Annotated in this window: 14 protein-coding genes; 9 read left to right on the forward strand and 5 right to left on the reverse strand. The window is 57.9% G+C overall.

Going from position 1 to position 14,065, the window contains the following annotated elements:
- Nucleotides 1-5: 5 nt before the first annotated feature.
- The gene (locus ACO079_RS03275; protein WP_421791743.1) at nt 6-1,142 is read right to left on the reverse strand and encodes an isobutyryl-CoA dehydrogenase; all 1,137 of its coding nucleotides are present in this window, start codon (nt 1,140-1,142) and stop codon (nt 6-8) included.
- A 95-nt stretch (nt 1,143-1,237) separates the two neighbouring features.
- On the opposite strand from ACO079_RS03275, the gene hemB reads away from it, so the two are divergent.
- The 3 genes from hemB to ACO079_RS03290 all read left to right on the forward strand — a co-directional run bounded on the left by hemB (nt 1,238) and on the right by ACO079_RS03290 (nt 4,916).
- On the forward strand, nt 1,238-2,224 hold the full coding sequence (gene hemB, locus ACO079_RS03280; protein ID WP_421791745.1) for a porphobilinogen synthase: 987 nt from the start codon (nt 1,238-1,240) through the stop codon (nt 2,222-2,224).
- Between the two features lie 7 nt (nt 2,225-2,231).
- Nucleotides 2,232-3,371, forward strand: a complete 1,140-nt coding sequence (locus ACO079_RS03285; protein WP_421791746.1) for a trans-sulfuration enzyme family protein — start codon at nt 2,232-2,234, stop codon at nt 3,369-3,371.
- Nucleotides 3,372-3,473: 102 nt separating this feature from the next.
- Nucleotides 3,474-4,916, forward strand: a complete 1,443-nt coding sequence (locus tag ACO079_RS03290) for a patatin-like phospholipase family protein (RefSeq protein ID WP_421791748.1) — start codon at nt 3,474-3,476, stop codon at nt 4,914-4,916.
- A gap of 3 nt (nt 4,917-4,919) precedes the next feature.
- Here the strand turns inward: ACO079_RS03290 and ACO079_RS03295 are convergent, their stop codons facing one another.
- Complete coding sequence (locus tag ACO079_RS03295; RefSeq protein WP_421791749.1) at nt 4,920-5,549, reverse strand: trimeric intracellular cation channel family protein; 630 nt, start codon at nt 5,547-5,549, stop codon at nt 4,920-4,922.
- Between the two features lie 139 nt (nt 5,550-5,688).
- Between ACO079_RS03295 and ACO079_RS03300 the strand changes: the two genes are divergently transcribed.
- Nucleotides 5,689-6,009 carry a hypothetical protein gene (locus ACO079_RS03300; protein ID WP_421791751.1) on the forward strand — a complete coding sequence of 107 codons (321 nt, stop codon included), beginning with the start codon at nt 5,689-5,691 and terminating at the stop codon, nt 6,007-6,009.
- A 52-nt stretch (nt 6,010-6,061) separates the two neighbouring features.
- Here the strand turns inward: ACO079_RS03300 and ACO079_RS03305 are convergent, their stop codons facing one another.
- Genes ACO079_RS03305 through ACO079_RS03315 form a run of 3 tightly spaced genes read right to left on the reverse strand, consistent with a single transcriptional unit; the run spans nt 6,062 to nt 8,407 of the window.
- Nucleotides 6,062-7,069 (reverse strand): TIGR00341 family protein, encoded by a 1,008-nt coding sequence (locus ACO079_RS03305; RefSeq protein ID WP_421791752.1) that lies wholly within the window; start codon nt 7,067-7,069, stop codon nt 6,062-6,064.
- Complete coding sequence (locus ACO079_RS03310; RefSeq protein ID WP_421791753.1) at nt 7,070-7,939, reverse strand: NAD(P)-dependent oxidoreductase; 870 nt, start codon at nt 7,937-7,939, stop codon at nt 7,070-7,072. It abuts the gene before it with no gap.
- A 3-nt stretch (nt 7,940-7,942) separates the two neighbouring features.
- Nucleotides 7,943-8,407: a flavin reductase family protein gene (locus ACO079_RS03315; RefSeq protein WP_421791754.1), complete on the reverse strand. Its 465-nt coding sequence runs from the start codon at nt 8,405-8,407 to the stop codon at nt 7,943-7,945.
- Nucleotides 8,408-8,524: 117 nt separating this feature from the next.
- Between ACO079_RS03315 and ACO079_RS03320 the strand changes: the two genes are divergently transcribed.
- The 5 genes from ACO079_RS03320 (at nt 8,525) to ACO079_RS03340 (ending at nt 14,064) form a co-directional block, all read left to right on the forward strand.
- Nucleotides 8,525-9,430, forward strand: a complete 906-nt coding sequence (locus ACO079_RS03320; protein ID WP_421791755.1) for a flagellar motor protein MotB — start codon at nt 8,525-8,527, stop codon at nt 9,428-9,430.
- 98 nt (nt 9,431-9,528) lie between these two features.
- On the forward strand, nt 9,529-11,358 hold the full coding sequence (locus ACO079_RS03325) for an SLC13 family permease (RefSeq protein WP_421792913.1): 1,830 nt from the start codon (nt 9,529-9,531) through the stop codon (nt 11,356-11,358).
- Between the two features lie 45 nt (nt 11,359-11,403).
- Nucleotides 11,404-12,168 carry an arginyltransferase gene (locus ACO079_RS03330; RefSeq protein WP_421791757.1) on the forward strand — a complete coding sequence of 255 codons (765 nt, stop codon included), beginning with the start codon at nt 11,404-11,406 and terminating at the stop codon, nt 12,166-12,168.
- A 1-nt stretch (nt 12,169) separates the two neighbouring features.
- On the forward strand, nt 12,170-13,285 hold the full coding sequence (locus tag ACO079_RS03335) for a TRAP transporter substrate-binding protein (RefSeq protein ID WP_421791758.1): 1,116 nt from the start codon (nt 12,170-12,172) through the stop codon (nt 13,283-13,285).
- Complete coding sequence (locus ACO079_RS03340) at nt 13,285-14,064, forward strand: TRAP transporter small permease subunit (protein WP_421791760.1); 780 nt, start codon at nt 13,285-13,287, stop codon at nt 14,062-14,064. The genes ACO079_RS03335 and ACO079_RS03340 overlap by 1 nt, the downstream gene beginning before the upstream one ends.
- Nucleotide 14,065: the final 1 nt, after the last annotated feature.

Below are 14,065 nucleotides of genomic sequence, written 5' to 3' on the forward strand. Positions count from 1 at the left end.
TCCCGCTATTTCATCACATCCTTGGCGATAATCACGCGCATGATTTCGTTCGTGCCTTCCAGTATCTGATGCACGCGTAGATCACGCAAAATTCGCTCGATCGGATAATCCTTCAGATAGCCATAACCGCCATGCAGTTGCAGGGCCTGATTGACGATATCAAAGCACGCATCCGTCGCGAACCGTTTGGCCATGGCGCAGTGTTTCGGCGTGGACGGGTCTTTTGCATCAATCGCGGCAGCGGCGCGATAGAGCATGAGGCGCGAGGCCTCCAGATCCGTCGCCATATCGGCCAGCTTGAACTGCGTCACCTGGAACCCGGCAATAGGTTTTCCGAACTGCTGGCGCGATTGAACATAGTCGCTGGCCACATCCAGCGCTTCTGCTGCGCCGCCGAGCGAGCAGGCCCCGATATTCACGCGCCCGCCATTCAGTCCATTCATGGCAATCTTGAAACCAATGCCTTCATCGCCCAACCGGTTGGCAGCGGGCACGCGGCAATCTTCAAAGTTTACAACAGCGGTGGGTTGGGAATTCCAGCCCAGCTTCTTCTCGTTGGCCCCGAAAGACAGCCCCGGCGTGCCTTTTTCGACCACAAAAGTCGAGATACCGCCCGGCCCCTCTCCGCCGGTGCGCGCCATAACGACATAGATGTCAGACCGGCCACCGCCGGAGATAAAGGCCTTCGAGCCGTTGAGGATGTAGTCTTCGCCATCGCGGACAGCCTTGGTGCGCAGAGCGCCCGCATCAGACCCGGCCCCTGGCTCGGTCAGGCAATAGGACGCGAAATGCTCCATCGTCATCAGCGATGGCAGGAAGCGCGCGCGTTGTTCGTCCGAACCCCAGGTGTCGATCATCCAGGCGCACATATTGTGGATGGAAATATACGCCGCCGTGGACACACACCCGCGAGACAATTGTTCGAAGATCAGGCACGCATCCAGGCGGCTCATGCCGGAACCGCCATGCGCCTCGCCAGTGTAGATGCCGGCAAAGCCCATCTCGGCGGCTTCGCGCAAAACATCTTCCGGGAAATGCTTGGTCTCGTCCCATTCCGCCGCAAACGGCTTCATGCGGTCCTCCGCAAACTTGCGGGCGGCATCCTGAATCAGGCTCTGATCTTCATTGAGGTCGAAGTGCAAGGGGCGCTCCCTTTAAACAGGTCAAAGGCTTTTGAATTTCGCGGCGAAGCCCTAACGTGGACGACGCGTTTCGGCAATAGCGAGGGTAGGACGCAATGGGTGCTTTTCCAGCGACACGGATGCGGCGTTTGCGTCAGGCCGACTGGTCCCGTCGGCTGGTTCAGGAAAACGTGCTGACGCCGAATGATCTCGTTTGGGCGGTTGTGGTGTCTGATAGCGCAGACCCCACTGAGCCCGTCGCAGCGATGCCGGGCGTGGAACGTCTCGGCCTGAAAGCTCTGGCAGACGCCGCAAAGCGCGCCGAAGCTCTGGGCATTCCGGCGATGGCGATTTTCCCGCATATCGACCCCGCCAGAAAAGATGATGCCGGCACCGAAGCCCTGAATGCAGACGGCCTCATCCCGCAAGCGATCAAGACCATCAAGGACGCCGCGCCGAATGTCGGCGTAATCTGCGATGTGGCGCTCGACCCTTTCACCACGCATGGCCATGACGGCGTCCTGAAAGATAATGTCATCCTGAATGATGAGACCGTCACCCGGCTGATCCGGCAGGCGCTGGTTCAGGCCGAAGCGGGATGCGATGTTGTTGCCCCATCCGACATGATGGATGGCCGGATCGGTGCCATCCGCGATGCGCTGGAAAATGCCAGCTTCACCGACACGATGATCCTGTCCTATGCCGCGAAATACGCCTCGGGTTTCTATGGCCCCTATCGCGAAGCGATTGGCTCCGGCGCTGTGCTGCAGGGGGACAAAAAAACCTATCAGATGGACCCGGCCAATACCGAGGAAGCCTTGCGCGAAGTCGCCCTCGATATTGATGAAGGCGCGGATATGGTGATGGTCAAACCCGGCGTGCCCTATCTGGATATTGTGCGCCGCATTTCCGAGACCTTTGGCGTCCCCACTCTCGCCTTTCAGGTATCCGGCGAATACGCCATGATCGAAGCGGCCGCCGCCAATGGCTGGATCGATGGCGACCGCGTCATGCTGGAAAGCCTGATGGCGTTCAAACGCGCCGGCGCAGCGGGCATCATCACCTATTTCGCCCCGCGCGCGGCTGAAGCCCTGAATGGCTAAGATCTGAATGGCTAAGCCCTCCAAGGAAACTCTAGCGGTCCAGGCGCTGCACAAGATTGATGCGGAAACCGGCGCGGTCATCCCGTCGGTGCATCTTTCCAGTACCTACGCGCGCGATGATCAGAATGCGCTGATCGGCCATACCGATTATCGCCGCCCGGATGGCCCGACCGAAGCGCATATTGCTGCGGTAATTGCTGCACTCGAAGGTGCAGCAGACACGCGGCTGTTCGCGTCTGGCATGGCGGCCATTGCGACCGTTCTGGAGACCGTCCCAACCGGCGGGCACGTCGTGGCGCAGACTGAGATGTATTATGGCGCAAAGGCGCTATTGAACCGGCTGTCTGACAAGCAACGCATAAGTGTCAGCTTTGTCGAACCGGGCGATCTGGATGCGCTGCGAGCGGCAATCCGCAAAGGCGAAACCGATCTGATCTGGATCGAAACGCCCGCCAATCCGGGCTGGAAAATCGTTGATATCGCGGCCAGTGCGGTCATCGCGCATGAGGCGGGCGCGACGCTGGCGATCGATTCTACCTGCGCCCCACCGTGCACCACACGGCCGCTGGAGCTGGGCGCAGATATCGTCATGCACTCGGCCACGAAATATCTGAATGGTCATTCCGATGTGCTGGCAGGGGTCCTCTCAACACGGAAGAAGAATGCCCGTTGGGATGAGATCTATGACGCGCACAATAAGGGCGGCGCCATTCCCGGCGGGTTCGAAAGCTGGCTGTTGATGCGTGGCCTGCGCACGCTCTTCCTGCGTTTTGAACGCCACAGCGCCAATGCATTGGCGGTCGCAGAAGCCATGTCCAATTATTCTGCTGTGGACCAAGTGCTCTATCCCGGCTTGTCAACCCATCCCGGCCATAAAATTGCTGCGCAGCAAATGACCGGCGGTTTTGGCGGCATGCTGTCGCTGCGCCTGAAAGGCGGATACGACGCCGCGCGAAAACTGGCCGCAACAACCAACGTCTTCATACAGGCGACGTCGCTGGGCGGGGTGGAAAGCCTGATCGAGCACCGCAAACCCATCGAAGGCCCCGACAGCCCGACACCCGATGATCTGGTGCGCCTCTCCTGCGGCATCGAACCGGCGGCTGACCTGATCGCGGATCTGGAAGGCGCACTAAGCGGCCTCTAACCTGGAAAGTTCCAGCCTTTTGCAGGAGTAATAAATCGGTCTTCCCTTGCCCAAAACAGGCCCACGACCTTATGTTGATTAACGCCGATCAGGAGGTCTAGCATGGAACGTCTAATACGCGTTGCGATTACCCTCATCGTTTTTCTGATCGTATTGACGACAATCGCCAATATTTTCATTGCGATTAATATGGCAAGCGACCCTTGGCGAATACTAAACTGGGGCGTTCTTTTCTTAATTTTATTGGCTCTTGGATATCTGGGCTGGAATTTGGTTCAGGAACTCAGTTCACCGGTCCGTCATAAACCCAAACCACCGAATATTAACTTCTGGACCGCTGACGAAGTTCCCCTGACCAGTTCCAACAGAGCCCGTGGCGTCTCCTTTGGTAATGTCTCGAAGGGGAGCATTCTTTGCGTTTCAGGCGGCGGATATAAATCCGGGCTCTTTAATCTCGGCAGCATCGCAGCTCTCAATGAACGCGGCATGCTCAGGACACTCGATACAATTTCATCTGTGTCAGGAGGCAGCTTTACCATTGCGTGGTTGGCTATTCACTGGGATCAACTGAAATTTGACGAAGATGATGTTGCAATCAATTTCGATGAGGTCATCGTCGAACCCCTCATTAGAAAATACACATCCGTCACGATTGACACACCATCCATTCTAAGAGGCGTTCGCAGCTATGCGCTCGGCGGCCCTTCGGCGGGGGAATACCTTTCGAAAGCCCTGCGAAAACACTTCTACGGCGACACGAGTCTGAGCGACATTCCCGACCCGGAGAAAGGTAAAGTCCCGAATTTCTGTTTTAATTCCTCGGACTTACGCACAAGCACACGTTGGACGTTTTCGAAAGAAGACGGCCAGCCACAAGCGCAAAACTACAAGATCGGTACGGCCAAGCAGAATTTCGCGATTGCCGACGTTGTAACCGGGTCGGCGGCGTTTCCACCCTTTTTCTCGCCCTTCTGTTTGAAGCTTGATGACGCCCCGGTGCACGACGACAGCAGAAAAGCAGGGAAAACACCCTGGATCGACAAGATTCCCGATCATGAAAGGCCACATTTCCTTAATCGCATGGAGCTGGGCGATGGCGGCATTTACGGAAATATGGGCGTGGAAGAAGCCAAAGGGCACCGCCTGATTTTTATCAGCAATGCAGGCGATCCTTATGGCGAGACAAATACATATGATACCAGCTGGCTCGGCCAGATGCGTCAACTGATCCGCCACTATCACCGCCAGATCGAGCAGCGCCGGAAGATCCATGCGGTTGATCTGGAACTGCTATACACTGCCACTCCTGACCGGGAAAATATTGAAGTCGCCATCTGGCAAATTGAGGATTTTTTGAGCGAGGATATGGCCGCACTCTATGGGGCGCCTATCCGAGCTGACCTCGCACACAAAGTTGCGACTTTCCCCGTCAGATTGAAGCGGGCAGACAAGAATCAGGCCGACCTTATTTATCGATTTGGTAGAGCCCATGGCCTGCGAGAGATTGATATTCGTATTCACGACGGCAAGACACGTTCGAATTAGGCTCTAGCCAACCTTGCCCAAGGGCGGCAGCGTCCAGTTGAACGCAATCGCGCAACCGCGAATGACGAAGGCAATCAGCGCCGCTCCGATCGCGGCAATGCCTTCGCCAATTCCAAGTGCCACGGCGGCAACATAAGCCCCCGCGCCGGCTAGCGCAGCGAGCGCATAGATTTCCGCCTTCAAAACCAGCGGCACATCATTGACGATGATATCGCGCAGCAAACCGCCGAAGGCCGCGCTCATCACACCGGTCAGCATGGCAATCGACCAGTGCGCACCCACGGCCAGCCCGGCCTGTGCGCCGAGCACGCAGAAGACTGACATGCCAACAGCATCCGCCCAGGTCAGCGCTGCCCTGCGTGTTGCCACCGATTGCGCCCAGGGCGAGGTGTAATAGCCCAAAAGGGCACCGGCGAGCGCGATCCCGAGATATTCTGGTGCCTCGACCCAATAGACCGGCGCTTCACCCAACAACAGGTCGCGGAGTGTGCCACCCCCCATGCCGGTAACGGCCCCCAATATGGCGGCTCCAAAAGGATCCAACTCCTTTCGGGCGGCCAGCATCCCGCCTGAATAAGCAAACAGAGCAATGCCTCCAAAATCCAGCACAATAAAAAGAATTTCGACTGTCATGAAGATCAATTACCACCAAATTTTTTCTGTTGAATACTCATACAACCAGACTTGAATTGCCTTCCCTATACGAATTAAGTTCCCGCCGCCACGTATGACGATTGCGTCATGCGAGAAGCAAACCAAATGGGGGAGACACATGTCACTCGACAAGATCGTATGGGCCGTTGCGTTATTGGCGGCTATAGTGTTCGCGTTCGTCAGCTTTGACTATGCCGGATTGATCCTGGCAGTTCTTGGCTTGGCAAGCGGGTGGTTTGTCAAAGGCGATCACCGCAAATCACTGATCATCGCGGCGATTTTCCTTTATGCGGGCGGCGCGGCCGCTCTTGGCGGCGTTCCAGCCGTCGGCGAATACCTCACCGGCATATTCACAAATTACGGTGCGGTTCTCGGCGCGGCTTCATTGCTGGTCATTGTGATGGCCACCGTGGAACGGTTGATGCCGGGCAGCGACTAACGCCAATTAAGCCTGAAGTCGGGAAACCCCGTCGCGCTTGCGGCGGGGTTTTTCATATGCCGCGCAAAGCATCAATCGCCGCCACTCGCCAGGCAATGACTGTAAGCGCGACGATCAATATCGCCCAGACCGCATAATTCACGAACACAGAGCGTTTGGCCGATTTCCGCTCCAGCCAGGTGCGCGGGCGGATGCCTTTCGCGCGATAGGTAAAGAGGGCCGCCAGATTGACGCTAACCACATTGATGGCCAGCAACAGCCCGGCACGAGCGGCCATGCCCCATTCCCCGGCCCCGGCATATAGCCCAAGTGCAGCTGCCGGAGGCAATAAAGCGACCGCGACCATCACACCGACCAGAGCACTGGCCACGCCTGTGGAAAGCGACAGTGCGGCCGCTGCACCGGAGGCAAGCGCGAGTGCTGTTGTATCCACACCGACAATCGTGCGCGCGACGAGCTCCGGGCTTTCGGTGTTGATTGAAATCACCATGCCAAGCGCAAAACTGATGCCGAGGCCAAAACCAAGACCGGCCAGCGCCGTCCGAGCGGCTTTGCCCATCAAATCAAGATCGCCAAGCGCCGAAGCAAAGGAAAACGCCAGAATTGGCCCCAGCAAAGGCGCAATCACCATCGCACCGATCACGGCGGCTACACTGTTCGAACTCATACCAAGCGCCGCCACAATGGCCGACAGACCGGTGAGGATCAAAAAATCATTGTTGAGCTTGGCACCGGAAGCGATGTCTTCGTAAAGCTCCTCGCGAAGCGCCAGCGTTTTGCGTTTATTGCGCGCTTCGGCCTCTTCCTCGGCTTCTTCCTTGGGAAGTGTGGCTTCCACCGGGATAACGACCAGCCGCCAGCCATCGGTCTCGCCAAGCTGACCCTGAATGGCGTCGATCGCCTCCTGGCCCTGTCCGGATTTGAAATACATCCGCAGAACACGCCGTCCGCGCTCATCGGCGGGTTCCAGCCGATGATCCACCGGCTCGGCCCGCAGGCAGGATTTCAAAAGGGGTTGGGTGTCAACCGTGTTTGGAAAAGTCAGTTCGATAAGGCGCATCTAGCCCTTATCGGCGTTTTTCAGCCGCGCAATCAAGCTGGAAGTGTCCCAACGCCCGCCACCCATCGCCTGAATTTCGGCGTAAAACTGATCAACCAGCGCCGCGACCGGCAAACGCGAATTATTTCGGCGGGCTTCTTCAAGCGCAATCCGGAGATCCTTGCGCATCCAGTCGGTCGCAAAGCCATGCTCGAATTCATCGGCCATCATGGTCTGCCAGCGATTTTCCATCTGCCAGGACTGCGCTGCGCCCTTGGAAATCGCCCCGATGACCTTCTCAGCATCCAGCCCGGCCTGCTCTGCAAAATGCAAGCCTTCCGACAAGCCCTGAACGACACCGGCAATGCAGATCTGATTGACCATTTTGGTCAATTGACCCGAACCCGGCCCGCCAATCAGCGTCACCGCCTTGGCATAGGCCTGCATGACCGGTGCTGCATAAGTAAAAACATCGTCCTCACCGCCACACATTACCGCCAGCTGGCCATTTTCCGCGCCGGCCTGTCCGCCAGAAACCGGCGCATCGATAAAGCCGATATCGCGCTCTTTGCAGGCCGCACTCAGTTCCCGTGCCAGCTCGGCAGACGCCGTTGTATGATCGATCAGAACCGCGCCGCGCTTCATCTTCGGGATGATTTTTTCCGCGATCTCGCGCACATCCGGATCATCACCTAAACACATCAGAACAAAATCAACGCCGGAAACGGCCTGTTCTGGCGTTGCAGCGGCCATACCGCGATGCCCGGCGGCCCATTTGGACGCCTTGCCCGTGGTGCGGTTCCAAACGCTGACACTATGCCCGGCCGCTTCCAGATGGCCGGCCATCGGATAGCCCATCACGCCCAGACCAAGAAAAGCGCAGCTCGCCATCACCTACTCCAACCGCCCATAGTCGCGCTTGTAAAAACCAAGCGCGCCTTTGCCGTCCGCAACGGCTATATCCGTTACTTCACCCACAATGATGTCATGGTCGCCGCCTGGATAGACCGCATATTGCCGGCACGTCAGCACAACTCCGGCCTCATCGATAACAGGCAGGCCGGCCGCATTCGTTGACCATTTGCCCTCCGGCAAATCATCATGCTCGGCACAATGGCTCGCAATATCGGCTTGATCTTGCGTGAGAAAACAGATCGCAAATGCCTCGGCCCCGGCGAAGACCGCGCCGCGATCGCCGTGTTTTCCGACAGACCACAAGACCAGTGGTGGGTCGAGAGAAACCGAGGCAAAGGAATTGGCAGTGATACCATAAACCCGGCCATCCCTTTTTGCGGTCACAACCGTAACACCGGTGGGATAGCGCGACATGGCTTCGCGAAACTGGTCGCTAGAAATCAATTGCCAATCTCCGAATCGGTTCGAAACCGGACCTTAACCACGTTGGGACATACTCCGCCCCAATCAAAGAACAAACCGGCCAAACACAGGCGGGTATAAAACAGGGTGGTAAATAAGATGGCGACTGATCAGCCCATCATCATCAAGAAAGTCAAGAAAGGCGGCGATCATGGCCACCATGGCGGCGCTTGGAAAGTTGCCTATGCCGACTTCGTGACAGCCATGATGGCCTTCTTCCTCCTGATGTGGCTCATCAATACCACCACGCCGGAACAGCGCCGCGGCATTGCCGACTACTTTGCCCCGGCGAGCGTCAGCCCATCACAATCAGGAAATGGCGGTATTCTTGCGGGTACCGCTCTGGGTGAAGAAGGCGCGCGTGCAGCGGGCACCTCTTCCGTTATCGAACGCCTGTCGCCCGACGCCATTCGCGATGAGACGGAAACACCGCAGGAAAGCCCGGAATCGGCCTCTGCTGCCGTGAGTGCGGACGCCATGGCACAAGCACGAGAGCGCCGCGAGCAGGCCGAATTTGCGTCTGCAGAGATGTCTTTGCGCCAATCCTTGCAGGATATGCCGGAACTGGCCGAACTGACCCGTCAGTTGATTATTGAGCAAACGCCGGAAGGCTTGCGCATCCAGCTGGTCGATGAAGAAGGCCGCCCGATGTTCAATCCGGGCTCCGTTCAACCTAATGAGCGTGCGGTGGTCCTGCTGCGCGCCGTGGCGGAGATCGCTGCGGAATTGCCGAACCGGATTGCCGTTTCAGGCCATACTGATGCCGGCCCCTCGCCAAGCGATACATACTCCAACTGGGAATTGTCCGCCGATCGCGCCAACGCAGCGCGGGCCATCCTTCAGGAAGGCGGGCTTAGCGATGATCGGATAGCCGAGGTGACGGGCCGGGCCGGCAGTGAACCGCTCTTCCCGGACGATCCTTATCTCGCGGGCAATCGCCGGATTTCAATTCTGCTTCTACGCGAAGCTCCGGTGATCGCTCCTAATCACGGGTTGAACCGCTGATCCCGGCCTGAGCCGAAAAAAACACTCGATTCCTGAGAGGTTACCGGGAATAGTCTCCCCTGTTCGCGAATGCGCGGCGGGGGAGGATCGTGACCGGAATGCCCGAAGCAGGCATGGAATACTGGCAGATGTGGGCGACAATGGTGTTTGTCGCCATCGCCATCGTCTTTTTCATCTGGGAAAAATTCTCGATTGAGGTCGTATCGGCATCGATCGTCGCCATCATTCTGGTTTTTTTCCAGTTTTTTCCGTTACCTGCAAACAATCCCGATGCGGGACTGATTCTGGCGGGGTTTGCCAACCCGGCCCTGCTCACCATTATGGCCTTGCTTGTCGTCGGTCAGGGCATTTTCCAGACCGGTGCCATGGAGGGTCCAACCCAACGCTTGTTGGCGTCCTATGACAAACGGCCCGTTTCGACGCTTCTGGCCATCTTCTTTTTCGTCTTTGTGGTCAGCGCTTTCATCAACAATACGCCTGTCGTGGTGATGTTTATCCCCATTCTGGTGGCCATAGCCGGGCGGATGGGCGCTTCGCCCTCGAAGATCATGATCCCGCTTAGCTATATCTGCATCCTTGCCGGCATGACCACGCTGATTGGCTCGTCCACGAACTTGCTGGTGTCGGACAGCTATCAGGCCTTTTCGGGTGAACCGCTGGCCTTCTTCGCACCCTCGCAATACGGGTTGATCCTGGCTGCAGTCGGTATTCTTTATGTCACCTTCGTGTTGCCACGCCTCCTGCCGGAACGCGCCACGATGGAAAGCGAGATTGCCGGTGGCGATGGCAAGCAATTCATCGCGCAGCTGGAAATTACCCGCGATCATCCCCTGCGCGGGCAGACACCGATCGCGGGCATGTTCCCTGACCTGCCGGATGTCACCGTGCGCATGATCCAGCGTGGCGAACATGCCATCCTGCCCCCGTTTGAAGAGGTGAAGCTGCGCACGGGAGACTTGCTGATCGTCGCGGCAACACGCAAGACGCTGGCTGACCTCCTCACCTCACGTGCGGAATATCTGCGTGGCTTGCTTCAAAGCGGTGCCGGCGGAGATGAACCCGCCCCCGGCGAACGATTGGGATTATCCGAGTCGGTTATCCCGCCCGGCTCTCGCCTGATAGGCCGTACGGTTGAACAGATTGGCTTCCGGCATCTGACAGGCTGTGTGGTCTTAGGCGTGCAGCGCCGGTCAAGGATGATCCGGAAGCGAATGGGCGAGATCCGCATTGAATCGGGCGATGTGCTCTTGTTGTTCGGCAAGGCCGACTCGCTGCGTCAGCTTCGTAATGAGCGTGACCTGCTCTTGATGGCCTGGGCGACTACCGATCTGCCCGACCCGAGGCGCGCCAACTATGCGCTGATTATTTTTGGTGGGGTCGTGATCGCCGCGGCCACCAATCTCATGCCCATTGTGCATGCCTCTATATTGGGCGCTGTCGCCATGATCGCCGCAGGCTGTTTGAATTCCCGGCAAGCCGCGCGGGCCGTTGATATGCGCGTTTACCTGCTTGTGGGCTCAGCCTTTGCATTGGGCACTGCCCTGCAATCGACTGGAGCAGCAGATTATCTGGCAGGCGTGGTCGTCTCGACCTTCTCACCCTACGGCCCGGTCGTTCTGGTCTCGGTCTTGTTTATTCTTGTCGCGGCATTGACCAATGTCCTGTCCAACAATGCCACCGCCATCCTGTTTACGCCCATCGCCATCGGAACAGCCACCCAAATGGGCGAAGATCCGATCCTGTTCGCATTGACCGTTCTATTTGCCGCGAACACCTCTTTCGCCACGCCGATTGGCTATCAAACCAATTTGCTGGTTATGGGGCCGGGCCATTACAAGTTTGCGGACTATATCAAGGCCGGTGCGCCGCTGGTGATCATTCTCTGGATGGTCTTCACGGCCATCGCCGCCTTTCATTTCGGAATTTAGACAGGCAGATTACGACAGGCATCAGCAAAGGAATCGGTTCGTCAGGTGACACATCCCTTCACAACCCGGCAAATCCCTTTCTACCTGACGGCGGCAGGCCCTTGCCCCTATTTGCCAGGACGCATGGAACGCAAGCTTTTCACACGGCTTGAACCCGGGGACGGGCCGGCGCTCAATGACGCGCTGACCCATGCCGGTTTCCGCCGCTCGCAAGCCGTGCTTTACCGGCCCGCCTGTGAAGCCTGTGATGCTTGCCGGTCGGCCCGCATACCGGTCAATGACTTCTCCTTCTCGCGATCAAACCGCCGTGTGTTGAGAGCCAATGCCGATCTCAGCCGCGATGAATGTCCAGCCCATGCGACGATGGAGCAGTTTCAACTTCTTACCCGCTATCTTGATACGCGCCATGGCGACGGCGACATGGCCGGCATGTCCTTTGCCGATTACGCCATGATGGTCGAAGATGGCGCGCAACGCACCGATATCGTGGAGTATCGCGACGAAGCAGGCGTTCTACGGGCAGCGGCCCTGATCGATCGTCTCCGCGATGGTCCGTCCTTGCTTTACAGTTTTTTTGACCCGGACCAGCCGGCTCGCAGTTTTGGAAAATTTGCCATCCTCGACGCCATCCGATGGTCGAAGAGCGAGGGCCTGCCCTATGTTTATCTGGGGTATTGGGTGCCCGGCAGCGAAAAAATGGCCTACAAGTCGCGATACAGGCCGCTGGAGATTCTAACGGCATCAGGGTGGCGGCGTTTTGACGACACCGAATTCGGACGCCAGACCGAAATGGACTTTGGGGAAGAATAATATGGATCGCCGGACTTTTTTGAGCGGAGCCAGTGTGGCCGCCGCTTCTGTTGCGACAGCCTGCAGCCAGGGGCAGGAAAGCAATGTCGCGGCCCCGAATATACAGACAAGGCGCACACGCCGTTTGCGCATGGTCACTACCTGGCCGGCGAACTTTCCCGGGCTAGGCACGGCGGCAGATCGCGTTGCGGAGTTTTGCAACAGCATGTCGAACGGATCGCTGGAAGTGCAGGTCTATGCCGCCGGTGAGATTGTCGGCGCATTTGAAGCCTTCGATGCTGTCGCGACCGGCACGGCCGACATGTATCATGCGGCTGAATATTACTGGCAGGGCAAATCACCCGCTTTCAACTTCTTCACAGCCGTGCCCCTTGGTATGACAGCCAGCGAAATCATGGCCTGGGTCGAATTCGGTGGCGGTCAGGAGCTTTGGCACGAGCTCGGCCGGGAGTTTGGCGTGGTCGCCTTTCAGGCGGCCAATTCCGGCCATCAGATGGGCGGCTGGTTCAAACGCGAAATCAACTCGCTGGAAGACTTCCGCGGACTTCGCATGCGTATTCCCGGACTGGGCGGCAATGTGTTGCGCGAGTTGGGCGGTGCGGCCGTCGCCCTGTCCGGCAGTGAGATCTATCCAGCGCTGCAAAACGGGACGATTGATGCGACAGAATGGGTCGGCCCATGGAATGATCTCGCATTCGGCTTTTACCGCGAAGCCCCGTATTATTATGGCCCCGGTTTCCATGAGCCGGGGTCAGCTTTGAGCCTTGGTATCAATGCCGGTGTCTGGGACGGTCTGGATTCTGATCATCAGGCCATTATCCAGGCCGCCTGCCGCGCGGTGAACAATGTCTCGCTCGGCGAATATCCGCACCAGAACGCCCTGGCGCTCGACGTGCTCGTCAATGAACACAATGTCCAGCTCCGCTCCTTTACCGATGATGCCTGGCTGCGCATTGGTGAAATCGCCGAACAAGTCGTCGCCGATGTTGCTGATGCTGACCCAATGACGCGACGCGTTTATGACAGCTATCTCGCCGCCCGCCAGCGTGGCCGCGAATGGGCGCGGATTTCCGAAACGCCCTACTTTATGCAGCGCGAACGCGTTCTGGGCGGCTGATGAAGGCCGGCGACTGGCTTCTCGTAATTATAGTTACCGTCAGCCTTGCGCTGATCTTTGCTGACGGCGCAATGAGCGGCGCTATCTCCGGCTGGATTGATATCAACCTTTATCCATTGGCACGGACGATTGGCGGCGTGCTGGGCACGATCGGGCCCTGGTTGCTACCCCTTTTGGTCCTGCCGCTGATCGCCGGATTGGTAGGCCGGTTTACCGGTTTGCCCGATCCGATTGATGGGCTGCTCCGGCAGCTGATTGGCACCGCCGACTCCATCAGCACAACCATTGGCGATGCCGCACGCTGGCTCGCGCTGGGCCTGGTGATCGTGACCGCTACGGTCGTCATCCAGCGCTATGTGTTCGGCTTTGCCTCCACCAAGCTGCAGGAGAGCATCATCTACATGCATGCGCTCCTGTTCCTGCTGTCAGTCGGTTCGACCTTACTTGCAGACGGTCATGTCCGGGTGGATATTCTCTACGCCAAGCTATCGGAACGTGGCAAAGCCTGGACCGATATGATCGGTACCTATCTGGCGCTGATGCCAATGGCACTGTTGATCCTTTTTGTTTCAACGCCTTACATCAATGCCAGCTGGCGCATTCTGGAACGCTCACGCGAAAGCGACGGCCTTCCGATCGTATTCCTGTTGAAAACCGCTATTCCGGTTTTTGCCCTGATTGTGTTGATTCAGGGCTTGGCCTGGGCCATGCGGGCGGCCTTGACGCTCGCCGGTCGTCAGGCACCCGGCCATATCGACCCGATTGATAGCGAGCTCTGAC

It is taken from the genome of Hyphobacterium sp., assembly GCF_965228115.1.
Lineage (GTDB): Bacteria > Pseudomonadota > Alphaproteobacteria > Caulobacterales > Maricaulaceae > Hyphobacterium.